Below are 19,128 nucleotides of genomic sequence, written 5' to 3'. Positions count from 1 at the left end.
ACACCAAACAGTATGAACGAGGGAATTTTATACATAGGAGCATCGCAATGCGTTTTTGCCGCATTTGTATTGCTTATGCGCCAGCATAAAGCCACACACGAAAAAATATTGTTGTGGTGGCTGCTGGTTATGGCACTAAAATTCTTTGTGCTTATTTTAAAACTTTACCACGATGAGTATTTCGATGCCGAATTCGCCACCGGACTCATCCCCTTCACGTTTGGCCCATTCATGTATTTATACACTCGTTTTTTAACCGATGACGATGCTCGTTTTAAGTTCTTAGACCTTAAACATTTTCTACCCTTTCTTATCAGCACCATTGTTTATTTCGGCTATTGCCGCGAGCGGGTGTCGTTTGCCGAAAGCACTTATCTGGCAAACGATGAACACCTATGGATTCGCGCCTTGTTTGCCGTTGGTATTATTGGTTCGGTAGTGGTGTATAGCACGCTTACTTCGGTGCAAATACGTTTGTTTTTCAAAAATTTTCGCCATAAGTTTTCGTTTGAATCGGGGAAACAACGCATTTACTGGCTGCGTTTTGTAAACATTACTTTTATTGTTAGCAATGGTGTGTTTCTATTTGCCGGAGGCTGGAATGCCGTGCACTACCAAAAAGTATTTAACCTCGACTTTCTTTCTGGCGTGGGCCTAATTTTATTGGCGTATGCCGTTAGTTATTTTGGCATGCAGGAAAAAGGATTGTTTCACACATCGGTACGCAGAGAAACCACATCGCCATTTACCATAAGCCATGAAGAACAACTGCAAACCACCAAAGAATTAAAAACCATCTTAGAAGAAAACCACATTACCGCCAGCAAAAATTTAGAAGAGAATATTGATATTGAAACTATTGAAGAAAATGCCATACCCAACAGCGATTCCATTGCTAAAAAACCTTTGGTAAGCGAACCCGAAATGGAGCGTGTAATTGAGCGCCTGCTTGCATTTATGGATGCCGAAAAACCTTATAGAAATCCCGAACTTACTATACAAGATTTAGCCGATAAAATAAATATACAAAAGCATCACCTTACCTTTATTATCAATACAGGCTTGCATAAAAACTTCTTCAATTTTGTAAACGAATACAGAGTAGAAGAGTTTAAGCAAAGGGTTGCCAATCCTAATTTCAACCACCTTACTTTGCTTGCAATTGCTTTCGATAGTGGTTTCAATTCCAAATCTTCTTTCAATAATATTTTCAAAAACATTACGGGGCAGACACCTTCGGAATACAAAAAAACAATAGATGGTAAATAGCACCCAAAACTATACCACTGCTATGTTTTCCTCTTTTAAATATAGTTGAATTGCCCGCAACGCCTTAAACGAAGGCGCATCTTTAGCAATAGCGGGCATTACCTTTCTTATGCCCTTGTAAAACAACGTTGGCTGTGGCGAAAGCTGCCCACCAAGCCCAAGGCTATCTATGGCTTCGGCAATGGCTAAAGCATGCACGCTCAACACTTCAAAAGTGTTTTCTATTACGCGTGCCGCCATGAGCGCTGCATTGCTACCCATGCTTACAATATCTTGGTTATCGTTGTTGCTAGGAATGCTGTGTACATAAACGGGCGTTGAAAGCGATTGGTTTTCAGCCACAGTAGATGTGGCCGTATATTGAATGCCTTGTATGCCAAAGTTTAAACCAATTACTGCGTTATTGATAAACGGAGGCAGCTTGCCATTCAATTTATCGTTGAGTAAATAATTGAGCTGGCGCTCTGCCAGCATAGAAAGTTTGGTAACTGCCATTTTAAGCTTATCCATTTCGAGCGCCACATAATCGCCATGAAAATTTCCTCCATGAAAAACATTCTGCGAAGCATCGTCCACAATCGGGTTATCGCTTACCGAATTTAACTCGTTTAGAATTGTTTGTTCGGCTTGCAGAAGTGTATCCCACACAGGACCTATTATTTGAGGTGTGCAACGCAAAGAATAATACTCCTGAACTTTTTCCTTAAAATGTGTTTCATCGGTAGAAGTATATAAATACTCATGGCGGCTGCGAATGAGCGTGCTCTGCGCCAATACACTCCTTAATGCCGCAGCAATGGCTGCTTGCCCACTGTGAAGTTTAGCAGCATTGAGCGACTCCGAAATATGATCGTTATAGGCTCTAAAAATTTCATTTATAGTGGCAGAAAACAGTACACTCCAATTAACCAATTTCTTTACTCGAATTATGTTTACAAGAGCAATTCCCGTCATACACGAAGTGCCATTCATAAGCGCTAAACCTTCGCGCAACCGTATGGCAAAAGAGGTGAGTTTTTCGGCTTCAAACACTTCTGCAGCAGGTGTAATTTTACCATTGTAAAAAATTTCGCCCTCACCAATAATAGCAAGCGCCATGTGTGCCAACTGCACCAAATCGCCACTGGCACCTACGCCACCATGTTCATAAATTACGGGCAATAGATTGCGATTCAGCATGGCTGCAATCAACTTTAGCAAATCCGGGTGGATACCGCTTTTGCAACACGCCAAAGTAGAAAGCCTATCTAGCAACATGGCTTTTGAGAACTCTGGCGCAATGGGCTTTCCACTGCCTCCGGCATGGCTGCGTATTAGGTTATATTGAAGCGAAAGGCGCTCTGCATAAGGAATTTTATACTGTGCCATTGGCCCAAAGCCTGTATTTATTCCGTAAATAACTTTATCGGAAGAAAACTCCCGCAAAAAATTGAAATTGGCTTCAGCGCGCTTTAGTACAGATTCGGGTATTTCTACGGCTACATTTTCAAATAAAACTTGCTCAACTTGCTGCAACGTTAAAGGGGACTCTCCTATGGTAATCATCATCGTTTTTGTAATTAGCCGCAATTTTATGAAATGCAAATCACTTGGAAGCAAAAAGTAAAACCATACCAGTTATATTTTGTGTTTTGCACCTGAATTCTTTTAAAAAAACAACACTTTTGATGCGTGAATGCACACGAAATATACATGCACCGATGCCTGCTACTGGCGCAAAACGGCTTAGGAAACGTAGCTCCCAATCCATTAGTGGGAGCCGTGTTGGTGCATAACCAAACTATTATTGGAGAAGGCTGGCATAGGCAATATGGTGCTGCTCATGCAGAGGTAAATTGCATTCAATCTGTAAAACCGGAACTGCGCCATCTTATTGCAGAAAGCACACTGTATGTAAATTTAGAACCTTGCAACCACACCGGAAAAACACCGCCTTGTACACTGCTGGTATTAGAGCAGCAAATTAAAAAAGTAGTAGTTGGCAGTACCGACCCCAACCCATTGGTGGCAGGCTCCGGCATTGCTCGCTTGCGCCAAGCAGGAGTAGAAGTTATAGAAAACATTCTACCGCAAGAATGTGCTGTACTCAACCGCAGGTTCTTTACTTTTCATCAAAAAAAACGCCCGTTTGTAATTGTAAAAATGGCGCAAAGTGCCAATGGCTTTATGGCACCAAAGGGCAAACAACAGCAATGGCTTACCAACGATATTTCTAAACAATTAAGCCACCGCTGGCGCAGCCAAGAAGCGGCAATTCTTATAGGAAAAAATACAGCACTTATAGATAATCCGCAACTCACCACTCGCCTCTGGAAAGGCCGTAACCCTTTGCGTATTCTTGTTGATAAAAAAAACGAAGTACCCGATTCGAGCAATATTTTTAGCACCGATGCCAACACCTTGGTTTTTAACCAAACACATTCACTGCAAAAGGAACATATAGAGCTACAGCAAATTGAGTTTACACAAAATGTGCCTGAGCAAATACTGCATCAACTCTTTTTAAGGAATATACAATCGGTAATTGTAGAGGGCGGCCCTGCTACCGCACATGCTTTTTTACAAGCAAATGTTGCAGACGAAGTGCGCCTAATTACCGCACCTTGCTTATTAGCAAATGGAATTGCCACTCCGGTTTTTTCCGGGAATTTACGCGAGCAATTTTACCTGCAACAAGATATGATACAGGTATTTAATCTTTCTTCATAAGCAATGGCTGCTCAGCTTAAAGAATAGCACCTATTTGGTTTAAAACTTCAGGCTGGCGCTCTAAGATATTGCCAACTACTACCATGTCGGCTCCGGCATTAAATGCTGCCAAGGCTGTTGCTGCATTCACAATGCCTCCTCCGGCAATTACCGGAAGTTGCACCGCATTTTTTACGGCTTCAATCATAACTGCATTTACCGGGTTGGAGGCTCCGCTGCCTGCTTCTAAATATACTGCTTTCATGCCTAAAAACGATGCTGCCAAGGCTGTGGTGGCAGCAATTTCAGGCTTATCGGCAGGAATAGGAATTGTTTGTGTAATGTACGAAGTGGTAGATGTTTTCCCGCCTTCTACCAAAATATAAGCGGTAGGAATTACCTCTATGTTTGCTTGTTTTACTGCAGGAGCAGCTATTACTTGCTGTTCAATTAAATAGGTGGCATTTCGTCCGCTTACAAGGCTTAAAAACAATATACCATCGGCATTTCCGCTTACTTGAAATGAATTTCCCGGAAATATAACTACCGGAATCACACTGTTTGTTTTTAAAAACTTTATTGTGCTCTCAAAATTTGAACCATATAATAAACTGCCACCCACCAACCAATAGGCAACTTTATTGCTTTCGGCAAGTTCAACTATGTATTTTAAGGAATGCTCGTTGTAATTATCCGGGTCTATAAGTACCGCCAATTTTTTCTTTCCGTTAGAAAAAGATTCGAGCAAACTCATACGTGGCATTAAAATGTTTCGCGGGCTTCGGCCTTTAAAAAATCGAGTGCCTGCTGGGTTGGCATTGGCACATTGGCATTGGCAACAGCCTGAAAAATAATGCGGCTCAACTCTTGTGCGCTCGCTCCGGCATTTACTTGTGCACTTACTAAATTGATGGTTTTAATAATTTCATCTTTAGATTGCACAATTAAATTCCAGCAGTTATCGCTCACATAAATTTGTTGCGAAAGGTTGTGCTCAAATTCTGCCCTAACAGTTTTTACGATAGCGTATTGTAGTTCGTGGCTTGCCATATCCGGCTCTATACAACGCGCCACCAATGCAAATGGCGATATGCGTTCTAAAAACAATGCCAAGCGTTCATAAGCTTGCAACCGCAGCACTTTCAACTCTTTGGAGTCTTTAAGTTTTATTTCCAGCAGTTTGGCTTCAAGCTCTTTTTTGGTGTATTGTTTCAATACCAAATAGGCTGTTAGCAATACCAATACGCCCGGTATGGTTATAGAAAGAATTTGAAGAATAGCAGATGCTTCCATACTGCAAGAATACAACTAAAAATCAGGAGGTTAAATATTGCCTAATGCTTGCTGCCACAGCATCCATTTCTTCGGGTGCAAATTTTTGCTTTGGCTGCGTAAAATCTATGTCGCGCATGGCATTCAACGGTACTAAATGAATGTGTACATGCGGTACTTCTAACCCAATAATGGCAACGCCTACTCTCTTACACGGAATTGCTTTTTCTAATGCAATGGCTACTTTTTTTGCAAACAAGTTGAGCGAAACGATGGTGTTGTCATCTAAATCAAAATACTTATCTACTTCTTGCTTGGGAATAACCAACACATGCCCCTTCACTAAAGGAAAAACATCTAAGAATGCCAAGTGCTTTTCGTCTTCAGCAATTTTATAGCAAGGAATTTCGCCTGCAACAATTTTAGAAAAAATAGATGCCATATTTCTTACTGTTTACTTACAGCTATTTTTACGGTAACTGTTTTTCCTTCGGCTTTGAAACGCACAAAGTACATTCCCGCAACAAAACTTTCGGTATTGATGGCAACCAACTGGCTGCTAACGTCTTTAACCGTTTGCTGCGCCACCAATGTTCCATTTGCAGTAAAAGTAGAAATGTGTACATCGCAAGTGGTTACGGTATTTACTTCAAACCAAACATTTCCGCCACTGGTTCCTGCATTTTTCACCCAAATTATTTCTCCAATTTCTTTTAAACCTGTTGGTTGCGAAACGGTGAAAGCACTGCTTTGGGTACAGCCCTTATCGTCCGTTACAGTAACGGTGTAAGTACCTGCAGTTAGGTTACTGCGATCTTTGGTAACAACGCTATTTCCCCAATCGTAATCGTAATTAGGAGTGCCTCCGCTTACTGTAAGTACAATAGCACCATCAGCACCTCCTGCGCTGCTTACGTTTGTTACCTGCCCACTCAAATTCAGCGAATCGGGTTGTGCAACGGTAAAGGTTTGTGTGCCTGTGCAGCCGGTTCCATCATCTACCGTAACTGTATAAACACCTACTGCAAGGTTTGTAGGATTTGCCCCACTTGCACTGCTGCTCCATGTGTAATTATAGTTGCCGGTACCTCCGGTTGTTACTACCGAAATAGCACCATTACTACCGCCATAGCAAGCAACATCTGTAGCTGTGCCCGTTACGTTTAAATTTGCAGTTTGCAAAATGGTATCTTTTCGCTCTGCTGTACATCCTTTACTATCGGTTACGGTTACACTATAAGCGCCTGCTGTTAAATTACTTCTACTAACCGTAGTATCATTATCGTTCCACAAATATGTATTGCCGCCATTGCCGCCTGCTGTGTTTAAAGCTAAAGAACCATTATTGGTGCTGCCACAAGTTATATTTCCTTTCACCGCATTCAATACTAATGGTGTAGGCTGTTTCACGGTATCGGTTTTTACAAGTTGGCAATTGTTAGTATCGGTAACGGTAATGGTATATACACCTGCTGCCAGATTAGTACCATTGCCGCTACTCCAAGCGTACTGATATGGTGCCGTGCCTCCGGTACCTGCAATAACAATTGAGCCGTTGCTCTCGCCAAAGCAGGCAACATCTAACTTAGCCACATTGGCTCCTAATGCTGCTGCCGGCTGCGTAATGCCGATATTGGTTACTACAGTGGTGCAGCCCAGTTGATCCGATACTGTTACACTGTAAACTCCTTGCTGTAAATTGTTTCTGCTTGCACCTGTACCGTTATCGCTCCATGCGTACGTTATGGTTCCGGTTCCGCCTGTTACATTCACAGTAGCACTACCTGTAGAGTCTCCAAAACATTTTACGTTTGTAGTAGCTCCCAAAGATGCAACCGGGGCGCTGCCTGCGCTGGTGCCTGGAGCAAAAGCAATACCTCTAAAAACAGTGTTGGTTGCTTTGCCCACCAATGCCGTAATGCTAGCATTTATAGGTTGATTGTATCCAGCCATATCGGTAAATGCGCAAATAGAATCTTGAGAAGCCACATATCCGCTTACGCTTCCGCATGCCTCTATAAGCGCCAAACCTCTAAAAGAATTAGATGAAGCCAATCTACCATTGCTTACCCATGTTCCTGCTACTTTGCTGTATTTAAGAACACCACCCTTAGTTGTGTTATCATTTACCAAATACAGCAAGTCGTTGCCCGGCTCGGTAGCATCTACATCAAATAGCACGAAAGCATAACTGGAGCTATCGTTTACACCACTTAAAGAGGTAGTGGTTTGCCCTGAAGTAGTTGGCAAGCCGCTACCCACTTCGCTAACACCAAAAAAAGTGCTGGAAGCAGAAGAAAGATACAATTGCCCACCAAAAACATTTACAACTCTTGTATTGGTTGGAGCAGCACTTATTTTAGTTGGCGTGGCGGTAAAGCTATCTGCGGGTACATAGTAAGTGCCGCCCGAAGAGCTACTTCCTGCACCACTAAACCAAACACCGGTACCATCATTGGTTGCAGCACCTCTAATATTACTGGTTTTATAGGCACTTCCTGCCACTATGCCCGTTTGGGTATTTATATTTCCATTTGCATCTACGATTGCAGCCACTCTGCCAACCGATAATGAGGTAACGCTGGCAGCACCAACAGTAGTATCGTACCCTGCCAAACACAAATACTGCTTATTGGCAGAAAGCGTTAAAGCGCCCTCAGAAACAGCAGAGCCACTAAGCGTTAATCTATGGTGATTGCCATTGGTAGCAGTAGGCAATGCTTTTGATTGCACCAACTGCCCTGTAACGGAATACTCATCTAAAAAAACAGGTTGCGATTTGCTATCTAAAGAAACGGAACCATCGCCAACTCGCACCACCACTATATTTCCGGGAGTAAAAGATTGGCAATAAGTAGCTGTGCCCCACAAACCACAAGCAACCAACAAAGCGTAGAACTTCTGCATAAAAGAGTTTTTTTGATTGATATACAATGATAACAATTTATGGCATCATGGCTCGCTATTACAATTCGCATACATTGCATACTTGGTTGCTATGGAGCTTTTTAAAAAATGTGTTGATATACATTATGGTCAGCATCGCCATCTAAGATAAAGTGGCTCTGCTTTTTTATGCTTAGACCAATACCAAAACACACATACACCAAAAGAATACAAAGGTGCAGCGAAATCGAATACTCGTTTGTAAGCAATAAAAGCGGCACCACTGCCAAAGCTAATGGCAACCAAAACATTTCTAAAAAATAAGCTCGCCCAATGGCAATAGAAAAATCATCTTCTTGCCCTACGGGAAAATAATACCTGAAAAATCTTTGCCGTATAAAAAAGCCAAAACCCATTGCCAAAAGCAGCCCTACTACTGCAATTGCCAAGCCCGCCCCAAAAGGCAAATAAAACCAAGCAGCAATAGTGGCAAAACCCTGAAAAGCACCCCACAAAAATGAAATATGCGATGCCGGAACAATTACCAAATTAGTAAGGAAGAAATTTATACAAGCAATACTCCACCAAAAAAGAAAAAAGCGCATCGGGCGAACACGGTATCTTATTCTCGAAAATCGCAACAGCAATACTCCCATAAGCAACATCAATATGGGTGCTGAACCAAAAGCCACAATCACGCGTGGTTTCGACCAGTAATCGTAATCTCTATTAAGATTTAAAATTTCGTTGTAAGTAGGTATCGCTTTTTGACCCAACAACCAACAAGCAGCAGCAGTAAGCACCATATACGTGCATACTGCCAACACATATACTACAGCTATAAATAAGCTATTGATAATTATTCTTCGCGTGCGACTGTTGTGGGTTGGCACAAGCAAATTTTACTACGCCTCTTCAGCTTTTTTCTTTCTGTTGTTTCTCATCTTTTTTGCGCCATACAATCCGGCACCTGCCAAAAGCAGCACTGCGCCCCCATCTATAGGAGCTGCTTGCGGATTATTATTTTGCCCTTGGTTGGGCGGCACAATTTGCGCTATAACAGCAGTAGTGCAACTACAAAAGAAAAGCACTACAAAAAGTATTTTTAATGAACTATTTTTCATGTAATCTGCAATTATAGTATTACTTACTCTTTTATCAATTTCGAAACAAAGTGGCTGCTGCCTGTGGCTCTCAATGTGTAAACACCCGATGGAAGCATAGCAATATCCACCATTTTATTTTCGTCTTGAGCCGCCACTGGAATAGACAGTACTACTTTTCCTGCCACATCAAAAAGTTGAATTTTTTCAAATCCGTGTTGCTTACCCATAGCAATGGTAACTAAACCTGCGCTTGGGTTTGGATATACCTGCACCTTACCGGCTTGGGCGGTGTGTATGCCGCTTACTTCATTAGCTTTATTGAAATGTAATACAAAGCGCTCGTTTGGTTCACCAAAGGTTCTTGTAAAGCTGTAATTCAACGATTCGGAGATAGGCGTAAAGGTTTGTTCTTTGGTATCTTCGAGCGTAGCGGTAATGCCTGCACTTGTTAAGGTTGCCACATCGCTAAACACCAAAGAAAAATTATCGGAAACAGCACTATGCACACCCAGAGGAACCGATTTTGTTTCACCCGGATTCAATTCTTCGTAAGCATTGTAGCGCATTCTTTCGCTGGCAGCTACTGTGTAAAGTATTGGCACACTCCAACTTGGGCTTAGCCTGTTGGCATCCAACTCACTATCAAAAGCATCGGTAGCGCCTTGGTAAAAATAAACCATAGTAGCATCTAATTCGCCATTGCTGCCTGCCAAAGCCACATTCAGGTAATGCTGGCGCGGTCCGTTTTTATGGAAGGTTGGATTTCCCTTTTTTCTAAACGTATTATCCAGCGAAAAATCTGCTGTGCCGCCTACTGTTGCTTTTCTTATTTGGAAACCTTGTGCAACGGCAATATCTAAACCTGCGGGATCTAATGGGTCGCTGGCAATCCAGTTGCCACTCGATGCGCTGATTGGTTGCCACATTTGTATTTGTGCATCAAAGCCCATGGCTGTTAAATCGGCAGCTTTTAAATTGATTGGGCTTGGGTATGGATTGCTCACAATATGCCACCCGCGCGTGCTGCTGCCTTGTGTGGCGGGAGGTGTGTATGGAGCACCAATAGAGCCGCTCTGGCGTGTTAATCCGCCATAAGTTACAGTGCCATTATTTACTTTTCCTTTAAAATTCAATACTTGCCCACCATTGGTGTACATAGAATAGCCTCTTGCATTTGTAAGTGTTCCGGCAGATTTCACGTACCACAACGAGTGAGAACAATTATCTATTGGAGTAGCATCTTCTTTCAACTCCAAAATACTCCCCATGGGTGAATTTTGTGCTACCGAATCGGGATTGCATTTTCCAATAATAGGCACAACTTGTGCGCCATTGGTGCCGCTTGCCGAAATACCAAAACTGCTTACACCAACATTGTAAATAGGAGCACCTACAAATCTAGAACCTTGCACACCTGCAAAAGCACGTTTTACAGTAAAGGTGCCTGAGCCTGCCAAGGTAGAACCATTATCTTGCACCAAACTGCCACCGGATTGAACCGTGAAATTACCATTATTGGTAAGTACGCCCGTTACGGTTAATGCTTTATCTGCCGGAATGGCAAAACTTGCACCCGTTGCCACCGTTAAATCTCCAACGGTTACATCTACTTCCAACACCGGGTAGTGTGGTCTGCCGTTTGGAATAGTTACATCATCGTTGGCAGCAGGTATTCCACTGCTCCAGTTGCCAACTTCGTTCCAATTGGTATTGGTATTGCCTGTCCACTGAGTGCCGCCACACACATTAGCCGTTACTCCTTGGCTGGCGGTTGAAGTACAACCAAACCCATCGGTAATAGTAAGCCCATAAGTGCCGGTAGTTGTGGCAGTAATGTTATTGGCGGTGCTGCTACCTGTCCAAGAATAGGTAAGCACATTGCCGCTGCTAGGATTGGCAGTTAATGCAACGCTACCCGGAGCACAAAAAGTGGTAGGTCCTCCGGCAGTTACAGTAGCCGATGCCGTTTCGTATTTATATAAGCGCATATTGTCTATACGTGGCGGAGCAGAGCCTCCCATATTGCTAGAAAATCTCAACCGCACATTGCTTGCCTTTGGCAATACATTGTCTAACACAATAGAGTCCCAACGCCCGGAACCTGAAAACTGGGGATACGACACCGGAAAAAACTGTGTGCCGTCTGTACTTATTTCTATGGTAAACAAGGTACTATCCACATACGTAAAACTACCCGATTTATAGTATTCAAATGCCAACCTGTTTGGATAGGCATTGGTGGTATTGATATTTGAAATGGTTACCACACGCTTACCTGCAGGAGCCGAACCCGTTCCCACAAAAAACATATTACTACCTCCACTCGGAGAAAGCACTGTAGTTCTAATATCTACGGTATAGATACCCGGAGAAACCGTAAAATCGGAGTTAGAAAAATGAGAATAGTCGGTATGGGTGGTTACACTAGATGAACCGGTAGTGCCAAAAGTTTCTGCCCAAACCAAAGATCTATCGTAAGCAAGATTTTTAGCTAAAGCAAGGTTTGAAGTTGCCACCAACGGCCACACGCACGACCCGCCACTGGCGGTCATTTCTACCCAAATTCTATCTTCTGCACTAGGTGAAGTGGTATAAGTAGCACTGTTGGTGTCTACTAGAGTTCCATTTTTATACCATTGGTAGGTAGGCGAAGCTCCTCCATTGGTTGGGTAAGCCGTAAATGTTTGGCTCACACCTGCACAAAAAGCAGGGGAAGAAGAAGCTACTCTCACATGAGCAGGAATAGTAGATGAAGTTGAAACCGAAAGAGAACGGGAAGGGCCTGCACAACCGTTTATAGAAGGTGTAACAACAATACTGCCGGAAGTAGCATCGGAAGTAACTGTTATTTGCCCTAAAGTAGAATTATTGCCTGCGGTAATTACCCAATCGGTAGGAACTGTCCAATTGTAAGTTACTCCGGCAACCGGAGTAATACTATACAGTAAGCCCGGCATATTTTCACATGCAGGATTAGTTCCCGAAATAACCGATGGCTGTGCCGGAAGGGCAATAACCACTATTTGTTTTTCGTTGCTATTGGCAGAACTACCGCCACAAGTTACCACACAACGGTAATAATTAGCATTTCCGGATAATCCCGTAGGTACATTGTATGTAGCCGCATCTGCTCCGGCAATATCGGTAAAGCCCGATCCGGAAGTTGTAGAGTATTGCCATTGGTAGGTAGCTCCTGCAGGCACGCTGCCATTTACGCTAAATGTAATACCCGAAGCAGCATAACCGCTGCATAGCGAATCGGGGTTGGCAGGAGAAAGCGTAAGTGCTGTTGGGCTGCCCGGAGTGCCACTGCATGCCACCGGAGGCAAGCAAGTTACGGTAATATCATTTATCCCTCTTTGGTGAGTACCGGAGGCTCTGTTGTCTAAGAAACGAAGATACTGCGTACCGCTGTAGCTGCTAAGATCTATTTCCGAATTGGCAGCACAAGTAGTGGTAATACTGGTAATACTTGCCACATCAGTCCACGGACCGGAAGGCAATGTACTTATTTGAACTTTCAACTCCCAAGCCGTGCTATTACTGCTTCGTTTCTTATTAAAATTAAGCTTATTGGGATTGTTTATGGCTGGAGTAATTACATATTGACCTGTTGCAGCAAAGAGAACGCCATTGCCTGAACATGCCTGCCCGGAAGACTCCGAAGCTCCCGAGAATGTCCAACCCGCATAACCGGAGGCATCGACTAAACAAGGTCCTGTGGTTACAGTTAAAGTGCCATCTACCAATGTAAAAGTATAATTAGTAGCCGCACCTCCCGAAAGTGTAATGGGGTAAGTGCCCACAGGAGAACCAGTTACTGCCGTGGTACTTGCAGTTGGCTCCGTTATATTGGCTTCTGTATCGCCACCCACAAAACCTGTGTAACTAATAGTAAAAGTTGGATTGGCAGCACCCTGTACTTTCGATGCATCGTTTGCCGTAGCAGTAAGTGCCGCTTGCGCAATATTTACAGTGGTGCCGGGTTGGGTTAATGTATAATTTCCCGCATCGGCTCCGGTAATGGCAAAGGTTACTGCCTTATTGCTTCCGGCATTTTTGTTGGCCATAGTTCCGGTAGTACTAAGTGTTACCACATCGCCACTAATTACACCCGCTAATGTACCGCCAACGGTTACCGTGGTAGCTCCATTGTAAACGCGGTCGGTAGCAGTAGCTCCGGTTACGGTGAGGGCAACCGGTGTAATATTGGCAGTTAATCCGCTGGGCTGTGTAAGTGTATATTTGCTCGCATCTGTCCCACCTAAAACAAACCCCGAAACTACCGTTGATTTATTAGTGCCCACCGTGGCAGTATTAAAAGTAGCTGAACCTCCGCTCAATGTTACATCATCACTACCCACAACTCCCACCAAAGCCGGAGTTCCTACAATAGTGGCTGTAGTTGTTTTGTCATACACTTTATTTCCTATGCTGATTCCACTTATAGTTAATGATTTTGGGTTAATAGTAACAACTAACGTTTTGGTATCGGTGCCACTGCCATTGGCAGCAGAAATATCCACATTAAATGTACCTACATCCGTAGGTGTTCCGGTAATATCTCCGGTTCCGGTATTAATAGAAAGCCCGGATGGCAACCCTGTTGCACCATAAGAAGTGGGGCTGTTGGTAGCCGTTATGCTATATGAAAAAGTTGCACCATAAGTGCCTGTTTTAGTTAAAGCACTGGTAATAGTAGGTGCTGCACCTCCCGATGCCGTACCGGTTACTGAAACATTATCAATAGAAAAACCGGGTCTAGCTCCGCTACCGAGGGTATCTTTAATAACCCATCTAAGTTGAACAACTGCTTGATTATCGCAAGCCGCAGGTAGGGTTACAGTAATAGTACTTACACCTACTGTGGTTGTTCCTGTAGTATTGGTTGGAGACATCTGATTGTAATAACCCGATGAAGCAACATTCGTAAATGTACCCGAAGTACCCACTCTGTATTGTAATCCAAGCACATTTTTTCTTGAATTTTCAGTTCTTTGCGTTCCTGCATCGAATGCAACACCAATAGAAGTATATCCTGTTGTGTTAACTGCCAAGCAAGCCGTACTCATTGCGCTGCCCGTAGCCATAATACCCAACTTACCAATAAAATCTGCCACATGGCGAGATGTTGTAGTATTGGTTGCTACGATAATTGACCTATCAACAGATGGTGCTGCTGTGGGAAAGGATGTCCCCAAAGAGCCGCTAATATCCCACCCTTGCCAACCTGCCGGATATACAGGAGAAGCGCCTGTTAAACTTGAAAAATCTTGTGAATACGGAATAGCCTGCGCAGATGGATTGGTGGGTTGCGCCCAACTTGCCAGCCAACAAAAAACTAATGCGAGTAGTGAAAATTTTTTACCCATACAAATGTGTATTTTAATCCTTCAATTTTTCAAAAAGGGCTGCGAAATAAAACAATCGGTCTATAAAAAAGAACTTTTACACATTAAATGTTTATGATAACAATGTTACTACAATAAGATGAAAGGTATCATTCTTAAGATGGCAGTGCAACTTTCGGCCAACAAGCCCGAAATTAACTTTTAATGCTGCCTTTGCAGCTAATAAAATCAACAGTATTAAATGAAAAACAGATATGTAAACTTCATCTCAAACGACCATTTATTGGACAGTATCGGCAACTTGCATAAGGCATATTTGAAGGCTCAAAATAATATCACACAAAAAGAATAAACTCCAAATAGCAGCTGGGTAAATACTCGCCCCTACCGATTTTAAACCAATGTAGCAACTATTTGCACAAAGCCCCAATTGCATGCAGCGCCTGCGGCAACATGTTTAAATAAAGCGAGTTGGCACCATCAGAAAGTGCCATTTCAGGATTGGGGTGCACTTCAAAAAAGAAACCTCTTACGCCTATTGCGGCAGCGGCTTTTGCCAGCGGTAGTGCATAATTGCGGTTGCCTCCGGTTTTGCCCGGCAAGGCTCCGGGCTGCTGTACGGCATGGGTAGCATCCATTACTATGGGCACCCCCAATTGTTGCATATCTATAATTCCGGTGTAATCTACTACTAGCCTTTCGTAACCAAACATGCTGCCGCGCTCGGTAAGCAGTATTTGCTTGTTGCCCGCAGCCATTACCTTTTCTACCGGATACCGCATTTGTGTGCCGCTCAAAAATTGGGCTTTCTTAATATTCACAATTTTGGCTGTTTGGGCGGCAGCCTGCAACAAATCGGTTTGCCTACATAAAAAAGCAGGTATTTGAATTATATCCACTATATCTTTAACCATATCGGCATGTTCCGGCAAATGAATATCGGTAGTAACCGGAATTTGGAAGTTGGATTTTATTTTCTCTAAGGTTTTTAAGCCCGCCTCTATGCCATTGCCTCTAAAAGAATGAATAGAAGTGCGATTAGCCTTATCGAACGATGCTTTAAATATATAAGTAAAACCCAACTGCACAGCTACCTGCTTGGCGGTTTCGGCTATTTCAAAACAAATTTCTTCGGATTCTATTACGCAAGGTCCTGCTATTAAAAACGGCTTTTCCTGAAGTGCTTGATACAATGCTGCCATGCTATGCTATTTATTACTTCTTTTTCTTTGGACTTAAAATATACATAAACCTAAATGTGAGCACATTGTTGTATTGCTTGCTTACTTTAGAGCCGGGCAAGGCATCGCGCATGCCAAGCAGCGAATACGAGAACCTGCCCCCCAGCGCAAACTGCTCTTTAATAATAAAATGTAAACCCGCTTCGGCACACACATCGAACCTGCGTGGCTCTTTTAAAAATTGCGATGCTATGGGCGCAGAGGCATCGGGATTGGTATAGTCTTTACCGCCAATTATTTGCTTAAAACGAGCCATGTAACCCAGCGATATGCCTGCGCTAAACATTACTATGCGCTTATCGTGCACATTAAATAAAATGGGCACCTGCACATAATCGTGTACCAGCCTAAAGCTACTATCGGCAGTATTGTTGCTAAACAATCTCCGCTGTGCGCCTTTCATGTTGTACACAATTTCCATGCTCACACTCATGTATTTATGAAACTTTACCATAGTGCCCACGCCTACATGCGCCCCCAAATAATTATAGCCCGAAGCATCATCGCCATCTACTTGGCAGGCATTTAAACCTGCAAAAAACAACCCCTTAAACAATCCGTTTCTAAAATCCGGTTTTTCTTCTTCCTTTTCCTCCGGTAGTGGTTTTGCTGCTTTATGCTGCCTCACTTTCTTTTCCTTTTTGGGTTTTTCGGGCACTTCTTCTTCCTCATCTAAAGGATATGTGTGGTCTATCTTTTGCTCTGTATTTTCGGCAGGCTTTTCCTCGGAGTTTTTCTTTTTATCCAAATCGAATCGAATAACGGGAGCTTCCTGTGCCAATAAAAACAGCGGAAAAAGAAATATCAACAATGTTTGTTTTTTCATAAATAAACTGCTCGTAATAAAACACTAAATTCGTTGCAAGTTTAAGGTATTCGCACTTCCTTTTTCATAATAAAAAAATGACGATAAGTTATGTTTAAATACAACACCGCTTTATTAAAGAAAGTAGAAGATATTTATCACGAAGGCGGCTATACTGTTCGCTATGAAAAAGGAAACTTCAACAATGGCTACTGCGTGTTAGAAAGCAAGCGGGTGGTGGTAATCAATAAATTTCACGACCTTGAAGCTAAAATAAACAGCCTCATGGAAATACTTACCGAAGTAAACATAAGCCCCGAAAACCTACCCGAAGAAACACGCAATTTATATCACAAAATTTTATCGGAAAGAGCAGAAACTCTTTTTAGTTAAACTGCAAACGTGAAGGTTACATTTTTAGGAACAGGCACCAGTGCCGGAATACCTTTGGTGGGCTGCAACTGCAATGTTTGCACCAGCACCGACCCGCGCGACAACCGCCTGCGCTGCGCTGCTTTTATAGAAATAAACCACACAAAAATTGCAATTGATTTGGGACCCGATTTTCGCCAGCAACTACTGCGCGAACATATTCAACAGGTAGATGCCGTTTTAATTACACACCCGCACCGCGACCATATTGGCGGATTAGACGAAATTCGCGCCCTCAACTTTACGTCTCAAAAAGCCATAGATATTTACTGCGATGAATTTTCCGAAAAAGGTATTCGCGAACTACATCCGTATGTATTTGCCAAAAGCGATTACCCATACCTGCCCCGCTTACATTTTAAACGCATTTTTAATGCCCCTTTTTGGATAAATGATATTGAAATTTTACCGATTGAAGTAATGCACGCCCAAATGCCCGTAAAGGGTTTTAGAATAAACAACTTTGCCTATATCACCGATTGCAAAACCATTGCGCAAAGCGAAAAAAGCAAGCTGCAAAACTTAGATATATTAGTACTGAATGCACTCCGCGATGAAGAACATTATTCGCACCTCACCTTTGCCGAAGCCATTGCCCTTGCTCAAGAACTGCAAGCCAAGCAAACATATTTTATTCACATGAGCCACCAAGCAGGCACACATGCAGCGCGCCAGGCAACCCTTCCTGAAAATATTTTTTTGGCGTACGATGGGCTTTCTTTGGCAATAAATTAGCTAGCTTTACCACCTTGCTGTGGAAATAGATCCTGCGGCTCTATCTGCCGGAAACGAACTGCAAACTATAGACATGAGCAAGTTTGCAAATGGCAATTATATTTTATTAGATGTAAAGCAAACCAATACTAAACAAGCCTACACAGCCACCTACAGAGTGGTGAAACAATAAACTCGTATGCATTTGTATTCAAAAGGCATCGGAAAACCGATGCTTTTTTTGTATGTATAACGGTGGATTCTGGCAATAAAAAAAGGGTTTCAGAAAACTGAAACCCTTTAATTTTAATGTCGGGGTAGCAGGATTCGAACCTGCGACCCCCTGCTCCCAAAGCAGGTGCGCTAACCGGGCTGCGCTACACCCCGAACTTATTGTTACCGCTGTAACAGCGGTGAGAGAGGGATTCGAACCCTCGGTACCCTTTTGGAGTACGACAGTTTAGCAAACTGTTGGTTTCGGCCACTCACCCATCTCACCGAATAATATTTTAAATCTTGTGCTTTATCCATTTTTTCGAGCTACCACACTCTAAGCTTATTCAACCCAAGCATTTTAAAAGTAGCCTTCTCCGCTCAAAATTTCTTGTAAAGAACAACCCTTCTTTTGTAAAAGGACGGCAAAAATAAAAATTAACGCAGCCTTACAAAATGAAAATCAAAAAATATTTAGCAGCCTTTCTAATTTAAGGGTTGTAAAAAAGCCTTGTATTATTATCTTTGCACTCCTTTTTTAAAAACGCTTGCTTATTTTTAGTTAGCGCGAACACTAAAAAACTGTATAAAGTGAAGGGGTTGCGGGATTTTCAAATTCCTTTTATTGGGTTGAAAATTGGTGTTCACGAGTTTAGCTACGAATTAAACAAGAGCTTTTTTGAGCACTTTCCGGATTCTCCTATTGGCGATTGCGAAGTGAACATAAAGTTAGAGTTCGACAAAAAAGAAACGCTCTTTACACTTAATTTTTTTATTGACGGAAAGGTTTCTGTGGAGTGCGACCGATGTTTAACTCCATACCATAAGGAAATTTTTGGCGATTTTACTTGCTACGTAAAGTTTGCTGAAAATCCGGACGAAATCCCCGAAAATGACGAAATAGTTTTTATCGGAAGAGAACAGTCGCACATAGATGTTTCGCAGCTTATTTACGAGTACGTGGTACTTTGCCTACCCATGCAAAAAATACCATGCAAAGAACCCGGAAAAGATGAGCGATGTAACTTAGAAGTATTGAACTTTCTGATACAACAAGAAGAAAAAAACAACCCAAAAGAACCGGCTATTGACCCACGTTGGGAAGCCTTGAAAAAACTAAATAAAAATTAGATAACTTTTAAATTTTAAAG

General features: G+C 42.6%; 16 protein-coding genes and 2 tRNA genes. 6 read left to right on the top strand and 12 right to left on the bottom strand.

Features of this window, described 5'->3' with window-relative positions; genetic code table 11:
- The first annotated feature begins 12 nt into the window (after positions 1-12).
- The gene (locus KF872_09470) at positions 13-1,269 is read left to right on the top strand and encodes a helix-turn-helix transcriptional regulator (GenBank protein MBX2903772.1); all 1,257 of its coding nucleotides are present in this window, start codon (positions 13-15) and stop codon (positions 1,267-1,269) included.
- A 9-nt stretch (positions 1,270-1,278) separates the two neighbouring features.
- Here KF872_09470 and KF872_09465 read toward each other — a convergent pair whose 3' ends face one another.
- Positions 1,279-2,814 carry an aromatic amino acid lyase gene (locus KF872_09465; GenBank protein ID MBX2903771.1) on the bottom strand — a complete coding sequence of 512 codons (1,536 nt, stop codon included), beginning with the start codon at positions 2,812-2,814 and terminating at the stop codon, positions 1,279-1,281.
- A 126-nt stretch (positions 2,815-2,940) separates the two neighbouring features.
- On the opposite strand from KF872_09465, the gene ribD reads away from it, so the two are divergent.
- The gene (gene ribD, locus KF872_09460) at positions 2,941-3,978 is read left to right on the top strand and encodes a bifunctional diaminohydroxyphosphoribosylaminopyrimidine deaminase/5-amino-6-(5-phosphoribosylamino)uracil reductase RibD (GenBank protein MBX2903770.1); all 1,038 of its coding nucleotides are present in this window, start codon (positions 2,941-2,943) and stop codon (positions 3,976-3,978) included.
- Positions 3,979-3,994: 16 nt separating this feature from the next.
- Here the strand turns inward: ribD and KF872_09455 are convergent, their stop codons facing one another.
- The 9 genes from KF872_09455 to KF872_09415 form a co-directional block, all read right to left on the bottom strand.
- On the bottom strand, positions 3,995-4,711 hold the full coding sequence (locus tag KF872_09455; protein MBX2903769.1) for a geranylgeranylglyceryl/heptaprenylglyceryl phosphate synthase: 717 nt from the start codon (positions 4,709-4,711) through the stop codon (positions 3,995-3,997).
- A gap of 8 nt (positions 4,712-4,719) precedes the next feature.
- Positions 4,720-5,250 (bottom strand): hypothetical protein, encoded by a 531-nt coding sequence (locus KF872_09450; protein MBX2903768.1) that lies wholly within the window; start codon positions 5,248-5,250, stop codon positions 4,720-4,722.
- Between the two features lie 22 nt (positions 5,251-5,272).
- A complete protein-coding gene (locus KF872_09445) occupies positions 5,273-5,671 on the bottom strand; it encodes an HIT family protein (protein MBX2903767.1) in 399 nt (132 codons plus the stop codon).
- Positions 5,672-5,676: 5 nt separating this feature from the next.
- Positions 5,677-8,136 carry a T9SS type A sorting domain-containing protein gene (locus KF872_09440; GenBank protein MBX2903766.1) on the bottom strand — a complete coding sequence of 820 codons (2,460 nt, stop codon included), beginning with the start codon at positions 8,134-8,136 and terminating at the stop codon, positions 5,677-5,679.
- 101 nt (positions 8,137-8,237) lie between these two features.
- Positions 8,238-9,008: a hypothetical protein gene (locus KF872_09435; protein ID MBX2903765.1), complete on the bottom strand. Its 771-nt coding sequence runs from the start codon at positions 9,006-9,008 to the stop codon at positions 8,238-8,240.
- A 12-nt stretch (positions 9,009-9,020) separates the two neighbouring features.
- A complete protein-coding gene (locus KF872_09430) occupies positions 9,021-9,239 on the bottom strand; it encodes a hypothetical protein (GenBank protein ID MBX2903764.1) in 219 nt (72 codons plus the stop codon).
- Positions 9,240-9,262: 23 nt separating this feature from the next.
- Entirely contained in the window at positions 9,263-14,593 is a 5,331-nt protein-coding gene (locus tag KF872_09425) for a T9SS type A sorting domain-containing protein (protein MBX2903763.1), read from the bottom strand.
- A gap of 389 nt (positions 14,594-14,982) precedes the next feature.
- Positions 14,983-15,774 (bottom strand): 3-deoxy-8-phosphooctulonate synthase, encoded by a 792-nt coding sequence (gene kdsA, locus KF872_09420; protein MBX2903762.1) that lies wholly within the window; start codon positions 15,772-15,774, stop codon positions 14,983-14,985.
- 13 nt (positions 15,775-15,787) lie between these two features.
- Positions 15,788-16,639: a PorT family protein gene (locus KF872_09415; GenBank protein MBX2903761.1), complete on the bottom strand. Its 852-nt coding sequence runs from the start codon at positions 16,637-16,639 to the stop codon at positions 15,788-15,790.
- Between the two features lie 90 nt (positions 16,640-16,729).
- On the opposite strand from KF872_09415, the gene KF872_09410 reads away from it, so the two are divergent.
- Genes KF872_09410 through KF872_09400 form a run of 3 tightly spaced genes read left to right on the top strand, consistent with a single transcriptional unit; the run spans position 16,730 to position 17,957 of the window.
- Entirely contained in the window at positions 16,730-17,011 is a 282-nt protein-coding gene (locus KF872_09410) for a hypothetical protein (GenBank protein MBX2903760.1), read from the top strand.
- Positions 17,012-17,020: 9 nt separating this feature from the next.
- Entirely contained in the window at positions 17,021-17,785 is a 765-nt protein-coding gene (locus KF872_09405) for an MBL fold metallo-hydrolase (GenBank protein MBX2903759.1), read from the top strand.
- A 19-nt stretch (positions 17,786-17,804) separates the two neighbouring features.
- On the top strand, positions 17,805-17,957 hold the full coding sequence (locus KF872_09400) for a hypothetical protein (GenBank protein ID MBX2903758.1): 153 nt from the start codon (positions 17,805-17,807) through the stop codon (positions 17,955-17,957).
- A gap of 119 nt (positions 17,958-18,076) precedes the next feature.
- Here the strand turns inward: KF872_09400 and KF872_09395 are convergent.
- Both KF872_09395 and KF872_09390 read right to left on the bottom strand, forming a co-directional pair.
- Positions 18,077-18,151: transfer RNA gene (locus tag KF872_09395), tRNA-Pro, on the bottom strand.
- Positions 18,152-18,175: 24 nt separating this feature from the next.
- A tRNA-Ser gene (locus KF872_09390) sits at positions 18,176-18,263 on the bottom strand.
- 305 nt (positions 18,264-18,568) lie between these two features.
- Between KF872_09390 and KF872_09385 the strand changes: the two genes are divergently transcribed.
- Entirely contained in the window at positions 18,569-19,108 is a 540-nt protein-coding gene (locus tag KF872_09385) for a DUF177 domain-containing protein (protein MBX2903757.1), read from the top strand.
- Positions 19,109-19,128 lie beyond the last annotated feature (20 nt).

It is taken from the genome of Chitinophagales bacterium (assembly GCA_019638515.1).
Lineage (GTDB): Bacteria > Bacteroidota > Bacteroidia > Chitinophagales > LD1 > UBA7692.
This window is presented reverse-complemented; position numbering and strand designations above follow the sequence as displayed.

Bases quoted from the DNA above. Each gene is read 5' to 3' on its own strand.
- KF872_09470 (MBX2903772.1), top strand. From the start codon at position 13: ATGAACGAGGGAATTTTATACATAGGAGCATCGCAATGCGTTTTTGCC.
- KF872_09465 (MBX2903771.1), bottom strand. From the start codon at position 2,814: ATGATTACCATAGGAGAGTCCCCTTTAACGTTGCAGCAAGTTGAGCAA.
- KF872_09455 (MBX2903769.1), bottom strand. From the start codon at position 4,711: ATGAGTTTGCTCGAATCTTTTTCTAACGGAAAGAAAAAATTGGCGGTA.
- KF872_09450 (MBX2903768.1), bottom strand. From the start codon at position 5,250: ATGGAAGCATCTGCTATTCTTCAAATTCTTTCTATAACCATACCGGGC.
- KF872_09445 (MBX2903767.1), bottom strand. From the start codon at position 5,671: ATGGCATCTATTTTTTCTAAAATTGTTGCAGGCGAAATTCCTTGCTAT.
- KF872_09440 (MBX2903766.1), bottom strand. From the start codon at position 8,136: ATGCAGAAGTTCTACGCTTTGTTGGTTGCTTGTGGTTTGTGGGGCACA.
- KF872_09430 (MBX2903764.1), bottom strand. From the start codon at position 9,239: ATGAAAAATAGTTCATTAAAAATACTTTTTGTAGTGCTTTTCTTTTGT.
- KF872_09425 (MBX2903763.1), bottom strand. From the start codon at position 14,593: ATGGGTAAAAAATTTTCACTACTCGCATTAGTTTTTTGTTGGCTGGCA.
- kdsA (MBX2903762.1), bottom strand. From the start codon at position 15,774: ATGGCAGCATTGTATCAAGCACTTCAGGAAAAGCCGTTTTTAATAGCA.
- KF872_09415 (MBX2903761.1), bottom strand. From the start codon at position 16,639: ATGAAAAAACAAACATTGTTGATATTTCTTTTTCCGCTGTTTTTATTG.
- KF872_09410 (MBX2903760.1), top strand. From the start codon at position 16,730: ATGTTTAAATACAACACCGCTTTATTAAAGAAAGTAGAAGATATTTAT.